Here is an 18,334-nt window from a genome sequence, read left to right on the forward strand (position 1 = left end):
CTGACTGATACACTGTGGATGGATATAATCTCATCCATGCGTATTCAGCCTTTTGCATCGTCACTTGAGTAAATACTTTCTTAATTGCATCAATGAAGAGCGTTAGATCAAGGAGAAAGGACAAATGACTAAAATGTGGCAATTTATGGTGACTTAAAAACAATAAAAAAGCGTTAGTGTCACTCTTTAGAGTACAAAGCCGAGGCAGTGCGGTTTTGGGTTTCCCCAAGTGTAGCAGCTGCGGTTTTAAAAATTTTGTACTTGTTCAACTGTGCAAAGGTGCATCTCGTGCAGTATAAGCAAAGCTCAGGAGAGCCGGAGACGCTCCGCCTCTGTTAATGTCCGACGGGATACTGGTAGTCACTGATCAGCCTACACTGTACTGCTTGCAGTCAGTGTAGGAGTATGTCACTGTAGGATATATCACTGTTTCGCTGTTTTGGGAGAAGCAAAAATGACTATAATATTCCAATTTGCTCTGATAGGTCTAGTCCTATTGTCTTTCGTCCTAGTTGTTGGGGTTCCCGTTGCTTACGCCACTCCCCAAAATTGGGTTGAATCTAAAAAACTACTCTGGGTTGGTTCTGGTGTCTGGATTGCTTTGGTATTTTTAGTTGGTTTGTTAAACTTTTTTGTCGTGTAGGCGACGGCTTCGCTCTGGCACAGGCACATAATATAAGAACTAGAGGAGCAGAAGAGCCAAGGTTAAAGCCCTAAGGAGAAAAGGAGAAATTTTTTCCGATTTCCTTTGTTTGCGATCGTGCTTTCCTGCTCCTCTACATTTTAATAAGAAATGTATATTGGCCAGAAGTATAGTTGATTAAGAGGCAATCATGGCAGTTTTCGAGGGAACTTTTACCCAAACGGAGCCTTTGCGGTTTGCAGTGGTGATTGGTCGATTTAATGACCTAGTTACCGGAAAGCTGCTAGAGGGATGTCAAGATTGCTTGAAACGCCACGGTGTAGATCCTAACCCCCACGGTAATCAGGTGGACTATGTTTGGGTTCCGGGAAGTTTTGAAGTACCTTTAGTAGCTCGCCAACTAGCACTTTCCCATCGTTATGATGCTGTAATTTGTCTAGGTGCAGTCATTCGAGGGCAAACACCTCATTTTGATTACGTATCCGCCGAAGTTTCTAAAGGCATTGCCGCCGCTAGCTTTCAAACTGGGGTGCCAGTAATTTTTGGCATTTTGACAGTAGATACTATGCAGCAAGCCTTAGAACGGGCAGGCATAAAAGGTAATCATGGCTGGGATTACGCCCTGAATGCCCTAGAAATGGCAAGCCTGATGCGGCAACTGCGTTCTAACCTGGCAGAGCCATATTCTCGTACTAGCCAGTCTTTACCAGCCTCTTTTCAAAATGCCAGCGTCGGCAATTTAACTGCTGAGTCAGAAGAACTAGGCTAAATGAGTCATTAGTCATTTGTGCTTTGTTATTCACTAATGACCAATGACTAATGACTAAATTAAGGGGTTGACAATTAGAGATAAATCTGAGATATTGATATTCGGGCAATGATTGCGGGTATAGCTCAGTGGTAGAGCGTCACCTTGCCAAGGTGAATGTCGCGCGTTCGAATCGCGTTACCCGCTTCCAGCTAAACCTCTTGGAGTTAAAAATTCTAAGAGGTTTAGTGTTTTTAGGGTGCATTGATCTGTTCGTTGATTCTCGCTCCATTTTTGTGAACCGCTCCCAATGTGAGTATCACCCACTCAAATCTCGTTACCCACTTGCTAAGAAATATAAAAGCCAGCTTTAGACTGGTGTAGATGTGTATTAGCTTGGCTACAATCTTTGTAGGTGTAATCAATTCATTTTGTGTAGGGTGTATTACACTGGATTACAGGTGGCTAGTTAATGTCAGGTGCGAAGCGTCTTTTAGCAGTGAAGTTAGCCACAATTTATTATTTGGGCAAAAAGTCACACCCTGATAGATGTTTTAGCAATTACTGTTCTGGAAACGCTTCCAAACTACAAGGAATAGAGATTGGACGTAATCCCGATCTAACCTTGATAACTGATAGTAATATATAGTGACTCAAAGGAAAATTAGCGGTTTTGTTGGTGTCTGTTGTTTATGAGCGTAGCCTTCTCAAGGAAAATCGGCGGGAATCACACCACTTCAAGGGGTGTCCGGGATAGCCGCCCGCCGATTTAGTCAAAAGTCATTGGTCATTGGTACTAATGACTTTTGACTAATGACTAATGACTTCGATTTCCCCCCGGCTTCAAGCCGGGGGATGAGTTAAATGATTTGTTTTAGAAGTGGTCGCTACGTAGGCTTAAAATTCTACCAGGTGTGTCAGCACAATAAAATGCCCAAAAACGCAACCACATTACCTTGAAAGCGACAGATGAAGAGAAGGGAATTTTTAAATAAGATTGCCAACTACGGGGAAAGACTACAAACAGATAAATCCGTACAGATATGACAACTACGATACTTAGATTTAGAAACATCCACGGTATGCAATCATGTCGATGTTTGCATTTCCTGTCTATGTATATAAAGAAAGAAGCCTCTAAGGTATTATATTCTCGCAGTTCGTGTAAAACACGCTCAAGTTATTAGAACGCTTGTGCAATCTCAAAAACCTGAAAAAATCGATTTCAATACCGACTACCCCTGTCCCTGTCGTCGTCGGGGTCAGTTAATTCCGATTACGCTGACAGATGCATTTGGTTGCGATCGCTGTCAGCAAATCTTTGTCGTAGAAGATAATGGTCATGTCCTAGAACAGCTTTCTACCACCTATCCCTATAAGCGGGCTTGGCGTTGGATGGGAAATAGTTGGCATGTTGTCCATCCCCGCTTGGGAGAAAGCTATCTGCCTATAGCGCTGGGCATTATTTTCGTGCTAGTGATTATATGGCTGCCATTAGCACTGCGATTAGCAAATGGTTCCAGCATTATTGCTTGGGCAATGGTGGCGGTGCTATTGGCTATTCTGCCAGCATTAATGGTCTGGCTTACCTACAGACGTTAACTCAATGACTGTTGAAGTTTTGGATGACCACCCCGAACCGATTACTAGTGCCCAACGAGCCTATCAAGCTTCCCTGAAGTTGGGGATCACAAAGGGAGCTGACCGGAGTCGTGCAGTATTGGCGATGGCACAGGCGCTTGAGCGCTCATTTGACGACATTCTCGAAGCCAATACCTTGGATTTAGAAGCCAGTCGGGAAATGGCAGTGCCGGAGTTGATATTGGACTGGCTAAAGCTGACTCCCACAAGGCTAGAGATGACAGTGGACATTTTACAACGGTTGGGGGAATTATCAGATCCACTGCGGCGCGTCAGAACTGCTGATTATCAACTGGCAGATTCCCAGAGTTACACCCAGTTAATGCCCTTGGGAGTGATTGGATTTATTTATGAAGCGTTTCCCGATTTAGGAGCGATCGCAGCAGGTTTTTGTATTAAAACTGGCAATAGTATAATTCTCAAAGGTAGTACTGAAGCTAGCCATTCCAACGCCGCCATCGCGGAAGTACTGCAAAATGCGATCGCCGAAGTTGGACTACCTCCGGGTTGTGTAGAACTGATTACAGCCGAACATGGTGCTTCAATTCGGGATTTAGTTACCCAAGATCAGTACGTGAATTTAGTGATTCCCTACGGACGTTCTAGCTTGGTGCAGCAGGTAGTACGACAGTCAACTTGCCCAGTTTTAAAGTCAGCGATGGGTAACTGTTATCTCTACTGGTCGCCAAATAGCAGCTTGGAAATGGTACGCTGGATGATTCTTGATAGCCATCAAAGTGAACCCGATCAAGTAAACGCCATTGAAAAAGTACTAATTCATCGTCAAGCCTTGCCATCATCCTTAGCAGTTTTGTGGAACAGCTTGATCGAAAAAGGCTTTGAAATTAAAGGGGATGCAGAACTAGTACAAGCTTTTCCCCAGTTGCAGTTGGTGAAAGAAGGCGAATGGGGAAACCCTTATTTAACTAGGACAGTAGCTTTTAAATTGGTGGATAGCTTAGAGACTGCGATCGCCTGGATTAATGAACACAGTAATGGTCATGCCGACTCCATCGTTACTGAATCTTACCAAGAAAGTCGGCAGTTTGCTTTAGGAGTTAACAGTGCCTCTACCTACATCAACACTTCCCCGCGTTTTTCCCGGAACCCCTCGCGGGGAGATTCAGTATTTCTCGGCATGTCTAATCAAAAAGGTCATCGCCGAGGATTTATCAGCTTGGAAACTTTGACCACCGTTAAGCACATTGTTCAGGGAAATGGCAGATTTTAAATAATTCGTAATTGCACCATTACAACCTACCGCGCTGTGTCAAGCATCGTTGCCTCTGTTAAAACCCTAGCTTCCTTTGTAGTCCAAAACGGACAACCAGGAGCGCATCTAAGTTAAGCGAATCTCACAAGTAAGATAAACCCTCCAGATTCTATTGGGGGGTTTAAATATTCAATATAGTATGAAATATGACCTGAATTCAGATGCTATTAGGGACTTCCAAATAAAAAAATGTCCCAAAACTGACCCAAAACCTCTCTATTTCTCCTTTCTCTGTATTTTCTGTGTCTCTGTGGTTCGTTTATTTGGATAATTTATTTCTTGTCAGTCCCTTATTTCACATTTTTCTGGTGTTCGGATATAGCAATCTTATCTGAGTTAGCAAAACTGCAATAAACTTCAAAAAACGCCGAGAATATGGTACGTCTAGCAGGATTTGAGACTAAGAAATTTTCCTAAAGAGTTATTTTAGCATTTCTTTGCAATACTTAACGAACTTCTAATTAAAAAAAGTGAACATAGATTAATAATAATAACTAACATCATAATTTATTAAGTTTATCAGGCTAAATTGAGAGTATGCTTAACAGTTGAAGTCTAGTTGATACTTTAGTAACTAAGTGCAAATAAACTTAAATATTTATTTAGTTTTTAAGACTAACCATTTATTTTGAGTTTTAAATACTAAAAAACAAAGTTTATTTGTGCCAAATTACTAACTAGTGCTTCGTCAAGTTAGTTTTGAGGGTTTTTAGTAAGCCCTTTAGTGCTTAGAAAATAAGGACTAAAGTCCTGACTACAAACTTGCTTACCCATCAATTTAAACTTGACAGACTACTAGGTTGTCGAGCAAGGCGGCGAAAATCCGACCTGAGCCAAGTACTAACAGCGAAAAAAGTAAACTTAACAAAAATTACGTAAGATGATCAGAAGAATTTTGCTAGCTGTATCGGGATTGGGACACGCAGAAGAAATGCTCAAAAACCTGAAAGAAATCCCTTCAATTCAATCTGCGAAAGTGACAATTTTGCATGTTGTTCAGGCCCAAAATACTGCTGCTACTATGACAGCTAAATGGGAAAATGGCGGTAAAATTCTGGCCAATGCCATTCAAACTTTGAATTTAGATCCTAGCCAGGTTTCTTCAATTTTGCGTGAAGGCGACCCCAAAGATGTGGTTTGCCAAGTAGCTGATGAAATTGACGCTGACTTGATTATTATGGGTTCACGCGGACTGAAACGGCTGCAATCGATTTTATCAAACTCAGTCAGTCAGTATGTTTTTCAACTATCTTCTCGCCCCATGTTGCTGGTAAAAGATGACATTTATGTTAAAAAAATTAAGCGCATCATGGTGGCAATAGATAACTCTGATTCAGCAAAAAACTGCTTGAAGTTGGCACTGTTTTTACTGCGAGACATTCAGGGTGGCGAGTTAATTTTGGCAAATGTTAGTACAGATTTAGGTGGTAAGAAATCGGAAATAACTGAGGTTAACTCAGAGAAAAATCCAGTTTTGGCAGCCGCCGTTGCCGAAGCTAATAAACAAGGCACTAAATCTCGTTCTTATATCAGCAGTGGCAAACCAGGTGAAGAAATTTGTCGATTGGCAGAGGAGTTGAATATAGACTTATTATTGCTGGGTTCTCCTGATCGTCGTCCATCCATCGCTAAGAGTTTTGTGGATATAGACCGACTCATCGGCTCTTCTTTGTCTGACTATGTTCGAGTCAATGCCACTTGTCCGGTATTGTTGGCGCGGACAATTGCTTAAGAGGATGTTTGAAAAGTATTTTTAACATCTAAGTCTCGCAAACCTAACCCCCCTAGCCCTTCCCTACAAGGAAACGGTAGGGTGGTTTCAGACAACGAGAGAAAATTCACCAATGATATTTTCGGGAGACACTCTGGCGCGACATACCTCACAAAAAGCAATTTCTTGGAAGCAGAAAAGTCAAAATTCAAGGTGTAGCTGAGGTTTTAGTTGTTGCCATGTCCCCAGTTTCTAACAAATAAATTAGTGCCTCCACTAAAGCCTGATTTTGCTCATCAGTACCAACAGTAATGCGTAATTTATCGTCTAGTCCAGGCTGCTTGAAGTAACGGATTAAAATTCCCCGTTCCTTCAGTTTTTGATAAAGATATTCTGCCTTTGTTTCTCTTGGCTGTGCCAGCAAAAAGTTAGCTTGGGATTCCCAAACATGAAAACCTAACTCTTTCAAGTCTGTTGTTAACTTAGTCCGTGATGTCTTAATCTTTGCTACACAGGCATTTTTATAATCTTGGTCGGTGATGGCAGCCGTACCAATTGCACAAGCGATCGCATCAATATTATAGCTATCTTTCACCTTAAACAATCCCTGCAACAGTTTGGGATTCGCCACCCCAAAGCCCAATCGCAATCCCGCCAACGAGTACCCCTTAGAAAGTGTCCGAATCACAATCACATTTTCGTATTCCTTTACCAAAGCCAATGCATTGTCTTCAGTAAAATCTATGTATGCTTCATCAATCACTAAAACTCCAGATAACTGACTCGCTAATTTTCGCAGTTCATCTGTTGCCACCAAATGCCCCGATGGACTATTGGGCGATGCAATAAATGTCACAGCACCATTAGCTGCAACTAGTTCTTCCAAAGGGAAGCTGTAGTCTTCGCTGTAGGGAATCTCAATAATTTCCGCAGCTTGCATTTCTGTTAATGTGCGATATAGCACGTAAGTTGGCATCGGGTAAACTACCTTCTTCCCAGGTTCAGCACAGGCTCGAATAATCACGCTCAACAATTCGTCACTACCATTTCCCACAATTATCCAATCACTAGGAACCCCTAAAACTTTACTTGCAGCTTGGCGAAACTCACCCCCAAAAGGTTCTGGATACCGTCGCAACCACTCCCCATCGATATTTCGCAGTACAGCTAATGCCGCAGCAGAAGGAGGATAGGGGTTTTCATTGCTGTTAAGTTTAATAATCTGTGTACCGCGTTGGGGCTGCTCACCGGGAACATAGCTAGCCATTGCATCAACATTGGAGCGAAAGTAGTTGGTCATTGGGTATTGGGTGTGATATCTACGACGAGCTACGTTTCAGTAGATTCAGCAAGCAAAAAGGCATATTACTTTCTCAATTTTCCTGTTTAGTGTTTAAAAATGAAGATTGGATTGCTCAATAGTTATTAATATAGGACTAGTATTTGGTTTTTGAAATACACGTAGGGTGTGTTAGCGGAGCGTAACGCACCATTCCAAGCTTTTGGTGCTGTACTTTATGCGTTAACATACCCTACAAGACTACTTAGATTTTTTCAAAAACAATTTACGATTCCTATTATGACTTCTGGTGCTTTATAAAAAGTCTTTTGTCGGGTAAGGGACTGACAAATAAAAAAATACTCAACTATTTCTTGTGGGGTGGGCGTCTCGCCATTGGTGTCAACTTAAGCTGAAATCTCCTGACTCCATGAGTTTTGCCCTCACCCCCAGCCCCTCTCCCAAATTGGGAGAGGGGAGCATAATTCTCCAGTTCCCCTTCTCCCATCTTGGGATTCGGGGTTAGGGGATGAGGGCAACTCTAGAACGCTTTCTCTGAACTAACTTTCACGTTAAGTTGACACCAATGGCGTCTCGCCCGCCCCTATACAAAGGCGCTCATGTTGCCCACTCCAGAAGATTGGAGAATTTATTTGTTGGAAGTCCCTAAAGGGGGAACACAGTGACTTATTCCCCTAGTCAGCAAAAAAAGTCTCCTTCAATCTGTTTTCTAATGTCAGTACTCCTTCAAGTTGACAACGTTCTTATTGTGTAAAACTGACTCCTAGCGTATAGGAAAAATCAGGTTCAGAGTTGGTACCAAAGAAAATTCCATTATTTTGAGGCAAGAAAGAATCTTTACTCACTGAAATTGAGTATGTACCTGCACTCAGTAAACCAGTAATTGATGACGAATTTTGACTGGTCACTAAAGCCCCATAATAGTTAAACAGTCCAATATTTGCCTTTCCTGATGTCACTGTGTTGATAGTGACGGTTCCTGAATTTGGTAAATAAAATGTAAAAAAGTCAACATCGGGATTGCTCCTCGATTGAACTGTTGCTAACTCGCCTGAAATATTAACTTTTGAGCCTGATGATAAGGAACCTAACCCTTCAGCGCTATTCAATGTGTCGTTTGTACTTTGTCCAGCATTTTCCCGCTCATAGTAAAGGAAGTCATCAGTATTAAGTTTGAGATTGTTTCTTCCCTGCACAATACCTATAAGCTCATCTACTTGTCCCGCTTGCTCTGCAAATATTCGTGTGTTGTTTCCAACAACTTGCAAGCGGTAGTCCTGTGGAGTTCCTTTGAGTTGAATTTGATCTTGGCTAGAGTCGAAGTCAGTAATAGTAGCGAAGTCCCCAAAACCACTAGTCGTAGGGTTGTTATCGTCGTAGAAAATATTTAAAGCGTCCCCTAAGACAAATGTATCTGCCCCAGCTCCGCCAGTTAAGATATCAGTCTCCCCTAATCCAGGTGGGACTAAGCTACCAGGATAAACACCGATGAGGGTATCATTTCCAGCCCCCCCATTGAGTACGTCATTACCAGGACCACCTTGTAGGCTATCATTGCCGTCATCACCATTGAGGATATCATCGCCCAAATTACCGTCTAGTGTGTCATCACCCGCTCTTCCATTTAGAGTGTTGTTAGCAGTATTACCAAAGAGGAAGTTGTTAAGACTGTTACCTGTCCCGTCGATGGCGTTAGTTCCGAGCAATCTTAAGTTTTCCAGATTTGCGCCCAGTGTGTAGGTGACAGAAGACCGGACACTATCTATGCCTGAATTAGTAGCTTCCCTAATGGTGTCACTAGCGCTGCCAATAATGTAAGTGTCGTCGCCTGCTCCCCCATCCAAGATGTTGATACCTGTGCCACCATCAAGTGTGTCATTACCAAGACCACCGATTAAACTGTCGTTTCCTGTCCCACCACTAAGTAAATCGTTACCAGCCAAACCATTCAAGGTATCGTTACCGGACAGACTATTGGCATTACCACCAGCAGCCCAACCAACTATCGTGTCATTTCCCGAAGTCCCATTTATCTTGTCAGAACCTGTAGTGCCGAAAATAAATGCCATATTACCTCTCCTGAATTTCTTACCAATAGGTAAGTTGAGTCTCAGTCAAAGAACTATTCATCAGTTAAATGTAGATTACTTCCCATTTGCGTAATCTTATAGTTAGAAAATGTTAATTATTTGGTTAGAAACTTCTAAATAAAAAATATCCAGCTACTTATTGTGGGCTGACCCGAAAAGCCCGCCTTTGGTTGGGGACAAGTGAGATGCCTACTCTAAAAAATTAGATAATTTATTTCCTGAAAATCTCTTAAATAATTAACCAAATGGTAAGTAATTAGGTTACGTTGCTTCTCTAGGGGACGGTGTGCGTAGCTTGCTTAAGAGAAGGGATACGCTCAGAATTCAAAATTTAGGCATTACAATCCCCACAAATAAATTTAGGGGCTTGTTAGAAGGACACCGTATTTTTATCTATTTTTTTGAATCTGTCTGGAATTATTTATATCATTGAGTGAAAGGCTAAATAAACTTCTTTGTCAAATCTTCATGATACTCTTTATTGAATCTTTAAAATATTAATTCATGTGATTAAGAATACATTAAGATATTAATGCGATTAAGAATACATTTTTGTATAAAGATATGCATACCTATTCACACCCTTCAAAGTTCAGATGACTAAAGATATGCAACGCGAATTTACCAACCGCGATGAGTTGGTAGCCTATCTGCGCGAACAATTCCCAGGTGCAGCAGAACGCGATCGCCACATCAGCGAAACTATGGGGGGACGCAAAGCAGCACAACAAGCGCTGCAAAAAATCGACCCAGTTCGCTACGCCCAAACACGTAATTTCTTCACAGGTGCGGTTACACGACTTTCGCCTTACATCCGCTATGGCGTTTTGAGCTTGCGAGAAATTCGAGATTATGTCCTTAAGCAGGTACAACACCAAGATGATGCTACTAAACTAATTAACGAGTTAGGTTGGCGCGACTACTGGCAACGGTTGTATATCAAGTTAGGAGATGGAATCTGGAAAGACCAAGAAGAGTACAAAACTGGTTACGCTGTGGGTGAATATGCACCCGAATTGCCGCCAGATATCAGGCAAGGAACCACAGGCAGAGTTTGCATCGACAGCTTTAGCGGTGACTTGAAAGAAACTGGCTATCTACATAACCACGCCCGGATGTGGCTAGCGTCTTACATTCTCCATTGGCGGCGTGTTCGTTGGCAAGCAGGAGCAAAATGGTTTCTCGAACACCTTTTAGATGGAGATCCTGCTAGTAATAATATGTCATGGCAATGGGTTGCCAGCACTTTTAGTCATAAACCGTATTTTTTCAACCGTGACAACTTAGAACGCTATACCAAAAGCGTTTATTGCCAGAAATGTCCGCTTTTGGGTCATTGTGATTTTGAAGGCAGTTATGAAGAATTAGAAGAGCGACTTTTTCCCAAAGGAGAATTTAGCAAACAAGCTAATAGCCAAAGTTGGCAGCGTGGAAAGAAAAGTAAAAAGTGAAAAATGAATCAACCAATTGTTTGGGTACATGGAGATTGTCTCAGTCCATACAACCCTGGATTGCAAAAATACCCCGATGCGCCAGCTATTTGGGTTTGGGATGAGGCTTTGATAGAGGAATGGCAATTGAGTCTCAAACGCCTCGCTTTCATTTACGAGTGTTTGCTAGAGTTACCCGTTGTTATCCGTCGTGGCGATGTGGCACAAGAAATTTTAGCTTTTGCTCAAGAACATGATGCCAATTTAGTTGTCACAGTCGCTAGTCCCAGTCCCCAGTTTGATCATATCTGTAATCAAATGGAGCTTTCTATAGCAGTGGAAGTGCTAGAGGTAGAACCATTTTTTGATTATGACGGCTATATTGACCTGAAACGGTTCTCGCGCTATTGGAAAGTGGCTCAAAATTATGTTTTTGAAAAACTTCTTCAGAAATAGGACTTACGTAAGTCGGTGAGAATAAATCAAACTAGATTAAGTAATTAGGACTTACGCACTGTATAAAAGAATCAACGTAAATACGTCGTTTCCGGTTTTTATGAATCATTCTTTGATGGCAAGGAGACTCTCACGGTAGGGGCAATTCATGAACATTGATGTCAACATGAAGCTGAAATCTTCTGACTGTATGAGTTTTGCCCTCGCCCCCAGCCCCTCTCCCATTTTGGGGCTACGGTGTACACACATCTTTGTAGAAAACCCAAATCGTTGAAGATCCACCTAAATCCCCCGATAAATTGGGGGACTTTGAAGGGTTTTTGCCCCCCTTTTTAAGGGCAGGGCTGTTTCATTCGTTCAGATCAGAATTTTGTCAAGAGTATCAACCAGAAAATTTAGTGAGTTGGTAATCGAAAAATTACTGTTTCAATCGGTAAATTTAAGTGCGATCGCCTGGTTTTTGACCCAATTAGAGTGTTTAAAAACCTGATTTTTTTGACTGATACGCTTGTAAATTAAGGTCTTTTAGGGAATGAATCAGCCCTGCTTTTTAAGGGGGGTTGGGGGGATCAAAAGCTTGTAGGGCAATGTTAGAAGACTTGTGTGTACACCGTAGCCCATTTTGGGGAGAGGGGAGCAAATTATCTAGTTCCCCTTCTCCCAAGTTGGGAGAAGGCGTTAGGGGATGAGGGCAACTTTGGAACGCTTTCTCTTACCTGACTTCTACGTTAAGTTGACATCAATGATTCATGAATTGCGCCTACAGTGTGCCTTTTATCATAAAAGAATAATTAATACAAGTCTTAAAACACTTATTTTACTAAGAGTATACAATACTAATTTATACAGTACGCAGGTATTAAAATTATGAATTATTGGTTAAATCTTCTTGCCTCTTGCCTCTTGCCTACTGCTATATATTATATTTAGCTAAAATATTCACTTCTTCAGGAATTGGAATTTTTTAGTGTGTATTTACACATAGATGAAAACCAAGTGTAGAAATTTAACAAGAAATTACTGGGAGCAAATTGATGACAGAATCTAACTCGCAAGATAAAAACAATTTTCTTTACCCTCGTAGCCGATATTATGGTAAATTCCAGCCAGAGAATTTAGTGTTTAATGCCAATCTCCAAGAATTTTCCCAAAGAATTAGTTACATCACTTGCCTAGAAACAGCCGGTAAACTGTCTCAGGAAGAAGCTTACCAGCAAATTAGGGCACTTTGGAAACAGCTGAAACATAGCAAAAAGCAACTGGCTGTTGGTGGAAATGAAATTTAAATAATGGGGCATTGGGTACTTGTACTGAGCGTACCCCTTCGGGGATCTTGCTACGCGTAGCGTCTCCAAGAGCTGCCGTTGGCGCAGCCTAAGAAGAGAAGTATTGGGCATTGGGTATTGTTATTCTTCTTCTGCTCCCCTGCTCCCCTGCTTCCTTCTTGCACTAGTTAATTAGCTTCTAGCAAAGTCCAGAAGTAGCCATCTGGTGCAATAAAGGAGAAACTAGTCTCGCCAAATTCATTAGTAATGATATCTGTAACTTTTTGTGCGGTACTCCCCTTGATGCGATCGCAATACTCCTGTATTCCCTTAACCCGATAGGTATATAAAGACATACCCAAGCTACCTGGTTGGGCTGCCTCAAAGCGCGATTCTAAACTAATAGATTCTGGGAATCGAATAATATAAAGTCTACCACTACGTGCAGCCATCAGATCAGATTTAGAAGAACGAGGATCATCAAAGGTCGTGACAATAAACTTCTCACCAGGGTTAAGGTCAAAAATATCTCTACCTGCTAGCGAAGATTCATAGCTAGTTTCGACATCATCACGTACACGCAGCAAACCCAAAACTTCTTCATAAAACTTCAGGGTTTCTTTGCTGTCATCCTGAACGATGATTCCTATATGGGTAAACTGACTAGTCTTGAGTGGAGCATTATGGTTAACTTGTCCGTAATGCGGTAGGGTATAACCAAACCGTTGAAATAAAACCTGTCGAGCGAAGGGTTGCAGTAGCAGCATTTCTCGCACACCAACTGCTGGCTCAATAAAAGGACGGCTTTTTCTCTCTTTGTTGTAGATGACTTCCCAATAAGGGTTGGTATACCTAATAGGGAAACCCACGGATTTTGCATCTTCTATATGGTTTAAAACATTTAAAACATCCGCCGTTAAACTTGTCGCCCAGCGATTTCCCTTAATTTTCATTGACGCTGTTCCCAAACCTTCATGGGTGGGGTTTTGCCAAACCATCAACCGAATCAAACCATGATCTGCATTTTGGTGGTAAAGCATCATGTAAAAATAAGTTGTACAAAATTTGTTTGGAATAGCTTGCTAAATCTAGCTTTCACACAAAAATTGTTCAGGTTATTTTTACACAAATCCTAAAGGCGAATTGAGCGTAAAGACGAATTAACTCCATATAATTGATGGGCGACATCTGCGGTTAATTCACCAATTTCACCAATGCGATAGCCAAATTGTTCCCAATACTGAATTGCAGAAATTGGCTCTGGGATGCCAATGCAGACTTCATAGATTCCTTCAATTTTCGTTTGTTGTTCGTGATTCATAGCAATTTTGGATTTTAGATTTTAGATTTGGTCAAAATCAATTCCTCGTTCGCATACAGAGCCGGGGAATGGGTAATATATTGAGTCAGAGACTCAATGAATGCATTCCCAGGCGGAGCATGGGAACGAGAGAAACCTGAAGAACCCCACCCCGCCAAAGCTACGCTCTGTCTCCCCTCCCGAAGAGCGGGGAGGGGCTGGGGGTGGGGTGCAATGACTGTGGGAATCATAACTAATTATGCGGACATGATATCAGAGACTCAATGAATGCATTCCCACGCAGAGCATGGGAACGAGAGAAGCGGTGGGAGCATTTCAAAAAAGTATCTCAGACAGAATCCGAAAAGCAACAACTTTATTTTGTAGCTTATGATGTACCTAAAAAAGTCAGATGTCTAAATATAGAGTTTTTCTGATTGCACGTAATTAGCGATCGCTATAAAGTTTTTTTAACAGGAGTTAAGCTATATGCAGCGACTGACTCAAGAGCAATTATCACAAATAGTCACGGAAGTAGAAGGTCTGCAATTGCGTCGGGAAGCGGAACTAGACCAACAGCAGGTTAAAGAAATTTTACAGGAGTTGAATTTACCGCCTGAGTTACTAGATGAAGCGCTGATTCAATTAAATCGCCGTCAAGCACTGGAGGTACAGCAACGCCGGAATCGATGGATTACCTCTGGAGTGGTGGCAGTTGTAGTGGTTGTCATTGCATCTACAATATTTTTCATGCAACAGCAGAATTCTGCACTTTCCCGTGTTTCTGCTCAACAAGACCACATCACTTTGACACAAGATAGTGGCGGCGATTTAAAGACAATTTCCCGCCAAACCAATCCAGAAGTCTTGTACCGTGTCACCTTAAAAGATGCACCCTTGGGTAAAAAGCTGGCTCTTTCCTGTAATTGGATTGACCCAACTGGTCAAATTGTCAAGCAAAATAATTATCAAACCCGCGAAATTAATACGTCTGTCTGGGATACTCAGTGTCGCTACACTATTAACTCTGATGCAACTGTTGGCAATTGGAAGGTGCAGATGTTCCTAGAAGGTCGGCAAATTAGCGATGAAACCTTTGAAGTTAAATAGTCCAGATGGGCAACATTCCGCATCACTTTCTTGGCTATTGGGGTTATGGCGCTCAACACGAGTTGGAAGCGCTGTTAAGTAGTGTCGGGGAAAACCTCTCTCCAAACCTCTCCCCTACGAGGGGAGAGGCTTTGAATTTTCCCCCTTCCCTTGTAGGGAAGGCTAGGGGTGTTTCACAGGCTCTAGAAAACCTCTCTCCAAACCTCTCCCCTACGAGGGGAGAGGCTTTGAATTTTCCCCCTTCCCTTGTAGGGAAGGGGGTTAGGGGGTTAGGTCTGAAAATTTGGAATGTTGTTTACATCGGACTTGATGGAAATTCCCCACCGCGACAAAATCAAATTGCTGCTATCTCCGCATCAGGATTATTAACTTCACCCGATGCTTGGGTAAGTGTCGAGGAAAACAACTGCCTAATTTTGGGTAGAGAACCTTTCGGAAAGATGCCTTTGTATTGGACTCAACAAGGACAAGTAATCTGGTTTGCATCCCAACTGCAACTACTCTTACCAATTTTGCAACAGTCAGAAGTTAGCATTTCTGGGTTATATGGCTATAGCTGTTTTTCCTACGTTCCAACACCTTTAACTCCGATTAATGGAGTGTTTGCAATTGCGGCGGGAACTGAATTAGTTTGGCAGAGTGATTGTCAATCAGGTATTTTGCAAACGCCTGAATCTAAAAACATCCACTCATGGCGGGAAGCGCCAGAACAGTTAACAGATGAAGCTACTGCAATTACTGAATTGCAAACTCTCCTGAAAGACTCCATTGAGCGACAGATTGCCGATTTAAAAGATGAGCCTGTTGGGGTGTTTCTCTCTGGCGGACTTGATTCTTCAGTGGTGGCGGCGCTACTGGTAAAAGCAGGGGTGAAAGTCCGCGCTTATGCTTTAGATTTTGGTGATGCAGGGATTTCAGAATATCCATACTCTGAACAAGTCGCCCAGTTTCTCAAAATTCCCCTTATTAAAGTTGCAGTCACGCCAAGTTCGATCAAGAATGCCTTAGTTCCGACTGTGGAAGCATTGGATTTGCCCTTTGGGGATGGCGTGTGTGTGCCGTTGTATCTCCTGTCTCAGAGGGCGAGTCAGGAAACTCAGGTAATTTTTAACGGCGAAGGTGGAGATCAATTGTTTGCTGGTTGGACAAATAAACCTTTAATTGCCGCAGGTGTTTATCAGGCAGAAAATCCCACCGGACAGGAAACTTTTATCCAACAATATCTTCGCACCTTTCACCGTCTTGGGGGATACGAATCTCAAGTTTATCAGCCAGAGGTTTATGGACAGATCCAAAATTTGCATCGCGAAGATTGGTTATTGGCGGCTCTAGATCGCCATGAGTGTCCATCGTTGCTGCATCGCTTGCGCCGTGCCAGTTTGATGCTCAAAGGAGCGCAGAATATCCATCCCCGTGCCACTGCATTGGGGTTTGGTCATGGGTTGTGGGTGCGATCGCCTTTTTGTGATTTACCTTTAGCTGAGTGGACATTTCGCTTATCTGGAGAACTCTGTTTGCAAGGAGCCTGTGAGAAATATATCCTCAAACGGGCTGTAGAAAATTGGCTCCCGCCCGAAATTGTCTGGCGACAAAAACGGGGTATGGGGGTTCCCTTAACTTCTTGGTGCTTAAATGATTTTTGGCATCAGCTAGGCATCTGGCTCAATCCTGAGATACTTCGCGCTCACAATCACTTTTATCCTCACATTGCGGCACAAATCGTTGAAGGCAAACTAGGATCTGCTATTCAAGACCGGCGGATTGGTGAAACACTCTGGTTACTAATTATGTGGCAACTTTGGCGATCGCACGTTTTAAAGGAAGAACCAAGTAAACAGTCCTGGGATCATCCCTTTTGGTTACATCGTCGGCTATGGAGGAGTTATAAGCGATGGCAAAGTTAGATAAAAGTTGGGAGTTGGGAGTTGGGACTTGTACTGAGCGAAGCCGAAGTAGTGGGGAGTTGGGAGTTAAGAGTGAAAAATTAATTCCCTCATCTCTCCCATTCTCCAAGGAACTTGCTCAGGAGTTACTGAATAACTACGGTTCTCCGCTTTATGTTTATTTTAGCGATCGCTTGGGCGAAACTATTGAGCGCATTACCAAAGCAGTCAGCTATCCCCGCACGCAATTTCGCTTTGCTAGTGTTACTAATGGCAACATTGCGCTGTTAAAAATTTTTCGTTCATTTGGATGGGGACTTCACGCCAATACCCCAGGAGATATTTACCTGGGATTGCAAGCTGGTTTCGATCCTAGTGAGATTGTTTATAGCGGTAGTAATTTGAATCGGGCTGAGATGCTACAAGTCTTGAATTGGGGAGTTACAACTCTCAATCTCGATAGCCTCGCTCAGTTGCAGTTGTGCTGCGAAGTTTTGCCCAAATACACAGATAAATCTATTCGGCTGGGTTTACGCCTCAATTTGCCAGAAATTAACGGAGATAGCCGCATTGGTGTACGTCCAGAGGAATTTAGTGATGCGATCGCTTTAACTGCTGAGGTGGGATTAAAACTAAGTGGCTTACACTTCTATCGAGGTACGGGAACTAACGCCACAGAAGCTTTTACCCAAGTGATTGATACAGTAATCGCCACAGCCCAACAGTTACCAGACTGGGAATATTTAGATTTTGGTGGTGGTTTTGGCTACCCGTATCACCGCAACAAAGCAGCCTTTGACTGGGAAATATTTGGGGCGGAATTAACCGAGAGAATTACTCGTTTGGGACGGAAAATTGATTTGGTGATTGAACCGGGACGAAGTGCGATCGCAGAATGTGCCACTTTGCTGGCTCAAGTTGTTTCTGTGAAATGGCAAGGAGAAAAACAGATTGTCGGAGTTGATACCACCGTTGCTAATCTTTCAGTACCCTCAGTACACGGCGGCTACCGAGAAATCATCACTTGGAAGCAAGCAGACAATCCCCATTCCCTATTCACAACTGATATCTGTGGTAACACCACCTATTCACGAGATTATCTGGGGAAAAATTGCCAACTCCCAGCCCTAGAAATTGGTGATATCGTTGCCATTCTAGATGTCGGTGCTTATGGTTATGCCATGTCATCTCACTTTTTACACCGCCCCAAACCTGCGGAAGTCTTGCTAGAAAATGGCACACATCGCTTGATTCGTCGGCGCGAAGACTACAGTGTTCTGCTAACAAATCAGGTACTTGATAGTTCCCCCCTTAAAAAGGGGAGTTAGGGGGGATCAAGCCCGATCAATTAATAACTAACATCAAACAACCATTATGAAGTGTATTGACTGCGGAACTGAAAATAAACTAAAAGACCGGACAGTGAATCAAGGTCGGTGTCTAAAATGCAATCATCTCTTTGCCTTTGAACCGACTAGTATGAG

Annotated in this window: 13 protein-coding genes, 1 tRNA gene and 1 pseudogene; 12 read left to right on the forward strand and 3 right to left on the reverse strand. The window is 42.5% G+C overall.

Annotated features, from left to right (window positions below; all coding sequences use genetic code 11):
• Positions 1 to 454 precede the first annotated feature (454 nt).
• The 6 genes from psbZ to V7K97_RS02755 all read left to right on the forward strand — a co-directional run bounded on the left by psbZ (position 455) and on the right by V7K97_RS02755 (position 6,037).
• Positions 455 to 643, forward strand: coding sequence for a photosystem II reaction center protein PsbZ (gene psbZ, locus V7K97_RS02730; RefSeq protein WP_334799173.1), 189 nt, complete (start codon positions 455 to 457; stop codon positions 641 to 643).
• Between the two features lie 190 nt (positions 644 to 833).
• Complete coding sequence (gene ribH, locus V7K97_RS02735) at positions 834 to 1,412, forward strand: 6,7-dimethyl-8-ribityllumazine synthase (protein WP_334799174.1); 579 nt, start codon at positions 834 to 836, stop codon at positions 1,410 to 1,412.
• Positions 1,413 to 1,526: 114 nt separating this feature from the next.
• Positions 1,527 to 1,598, forward strand: a tRNA-Gly gene (locus V7K97_RS02740).
• Positions 1,599 to 2,585: 987 nt separating this feature from the next.
• Positions 2,586 to 2,993: a hypothetical protein gene (locus V7K97_RS02745; protein ID WP_334799175.1), complete on the forward strand. Its 408-nt coding sequence runs from the start codon at positions 2,586 to 2,588 to the stop codon at positions 2,991 to 2,993.
• A gap of 4 nt (positions 2,994 to 2,997) precedes the next feature.
• Positions 2,998 to 4,263, forward strand: a complete 1,266-nt coding sequence (locus V7K97_RS02750) for a glutamate-5-semialdehyde dehydrogenase (RefSeq protein WP_334799176.1) — start codon at positions 2,998 to 3,000, stop codon at positions 4,261 to 4,263.
• 922 nt (positions 4,264 to 5,185) lie between these two features.
• Complete coding sequence (locus V7K97_RS02755; RefSeq protein WP_334799177.1) at positions 5,186 to 6,037, forward strand: universal stress protein; 852 nt, start codon at positions 5,186 to 5,188, stop codon at positions 6,035 to 6,037.
• Positions 6,038 to 6,224: 187 nt separating this feature from the next.
• Here the strand turns inward: V7K97_RS02755 and hisC are convergent, their stop codons facing one another.
• Positions 6,225 to 7,316: a histidinol-phosphate transaminase gene (gene hisC / locus V7K97_RS02760; protein WP_334799178.1), complete on the reverse strand. Its 1,092-nt coding sequence runs from the start codon at positions 7,314 to 7,316 to the stop codon at positions 6,225 to 6,227.
• 743 nt (positions 7,317 to 8,059) lie between these two features.
• Positions 8,060 to 9,385, reverse strand: coding sequence for a calcium-binding protein (locus tag V7K97_RS02765; protein ID WP_334799179.1), 1,326 nt, complete (start codon positions 9,383 to 9,385; stop codon positions 8,060 to 8,062).
• Between the two features lie 617 nt (positions 9,386 to 10,002).
• Here V7K97_RS02765 and V7K97_RS02770 point away from each other — a divergent pair.
• The 3 genes from V7K97_RS02770 (at position 10,003) to V7K97_RS02780 (ending at position 12,578) form a co-directional block, all read left to right on the forward strand.
• On the forward strand, positions 10,003 to 10,857 hold the full coding sequence (locus V7K97_RS02770) for an FAD-binding domain-containing protein (RefSeq protein WP_334799180.1): 855 nt from the start codon (positions 10,003 to 10,005) through the stop codon (positions 10,855 to 10,857).
• A gap of 3 nt (positions 10,858 to 10,860) precedes the next feature.
• Entirely contained in the window at positions 10,861 to 11,292 is a 432-nt protein-coding gene (locus V7K97_RS02775) for a hypothetical protein (RefSeq protein ID WP_334799181.1), read from the forward strand.
• A gap of 1,034 nt (positions 11,293 to 12,326) precedes the next feature.
• Positions 12,327 to 12,578: a DUF7219 family protein gene (locus V7K97_RS02780; RefSeq protein WP_334799182.1), complete on the forward strand. Its 252-nt coding sequence runs from the start codon at positions 12,327 to 12,329 to the stop codon at positions 12,576 to 12,578.
• A gap of 167 nt (positions 12,579 to 12,745) precedes the next feature.
• On the opposite strand, the pseudogene V7K97_RS02785 reads toward V7K97_RS02780, so the two are convergent.
• Positions 12,746 to 13,878, reverse strand: a pseudogene (locus V7K97_RS02785) (VOC family protein).
• Positions 13,879 to 14,346: 468 nt separating this feature from the next.
• Between V7K97_RS02785 and V7K97_RS02790 the strand changes: the two are divergent.
• Genes V7K97_RS02790 through V7K97_RS02800 form a run of 3 tightly spaced genes read left to right on the forward strand, consistent with a single transcriptional unit; the run spans position 14,347 to position 18,178 of the window.
• Positions 14,347 to 14,967 carry a DUF3859 domain-containing protein gene (locus V7K97_RS02790; protein WP_334799183.1) on the forward strand — a complete coding sequence of 207 codons (621 nt, stop codon included), beginning with the start codon at positions 14,347 to 14,349 and terminating at the stop codon, positions 14,965 to 14,967.
• A gap of 5 nt (positions 14,968 to 14,972) precedes the next feature.
• Positions 14,973 to 16,871: an asparagine synthetase B family protein gene (locus V7K97_RS02795; RefSeq protein WP_334799184.1), complete on the forward strand. Its 1,899-nt coding sequence runs from the start codon at positions 14,973 to 14,975 to the stop codon at positions 16,869 to 16,871.
• Complete coding sequence (locus V7K97_RS02800) at positions 16,859 to 18,178, forward strand: diaminopimelate decarboxylase family protein (protein WP_334799185.1); 1,320 nt, start codon at positions 16,859 to 16,861, stop codon at positions 18,176 to 18,178. Before V7K97_RS02795 ends, V7K97_RS02800 begins: the two co-directional genes overlap by 13 nt.
• Positions 18,179 to 18,334: the final 156 nt, after the last annotated feature.

This window comes from Nostoc sp. (assembly GCF_036917815.1).
GTDB lineage: Bacteria > Cyanobacteriota > Cyanobacteriia > Cyanobacteriales > Nostocaceae > Nostoc.

What these genes read in the sequence shown, in the direction of transcription:
- ribH (WP_334799174.1), top strand. Translation starts at nt 834, where the DNA reads ATGGCAGTTTTCGAGGGAACTTTTACCCAAACGGAGCCTTTGCGGTTT.
- V7K97_RS02775 (WP_334799181.1), top strand. Translation starts at nt 10,861, where the DNA reads ATGAATCAACCAATTGTTTGGGTACATGGAGATTGTCTCAGTCCATAC.
- V7K97_RS02800 (WP_334799185.1), top strand. Translation starts at nt 16,859, where the DNA reads ATGGCAAAGTTAGATAAAAGTTGGGAGTTGGGAGTTGGGACTTGTACT.
- psbZ (WP_334799173.1), top strand. Translation starts at nt 455, where the DNA reads ATGACTATAATATTCCAATTTGCTCTGATAGGTCTAGTCCTATTGTCT.
- V7K97_RS02750 (WP_334799176.1), top strand. Translation starts at nt 2,998, where the DNA reads ATGACTGTTGAAGTTTTGGATGACCACCCCGAACCGATTACTAGTGCC.
- V7K97_RS02755 (WP_334799177.1), top strand. Translation starts at nt 5,186, where the DNA reads ATGATCAGAAGAATTTTGCTAGCTGTATCGGGATTGGGACACGCAGAA.
- V7K97_RS02780 (WP_334799182.1), top strand. Translation starts at nt 12,327, where the DNA reads ATGACAGAATCTAACTCGCAAGATAAAAACAATTTTCTTTACCCTCGT.
- V7K97_RS02790 (WP_334799183.1), top strand. Translation starts at nt 14,347, where the DNA reads ATGCAGCGACTGACTCAAGAGCAATTATCACAAATAGTCACGGAAGTA.
- V7K97_RS02770 (WP_334799180.1), top strand. Translation starts at nt 10,003, where the DNA reads ATGACTAAAGATATGCAACGCGAATTTACCAACCGCGATGAGTTGGTA.
- hisC (WP_334799178.1), bottom strand. Translation starts at nt 7,316, where the DNA reads ATGACCAACTACTTTCGCTCCAATGTTGATGCAATGGCTAGCTATGTT.
- V7K97_RS02765 (WP_334799179.1), bottom strand. Translation starts at nt 9,385, where the DNA reads ATGGCATTTATTTTCGGCACTACAGGTTCTGACAAGATAAATGGGACT.
- V7K97_RS02795 (WP_334799184.1), top strand. Translation starts at nt 14,973, where the DNA reads ATGGGCAACATTCCGCATCACTTTCTTGGCTATTGGGGTTATGGCGCT.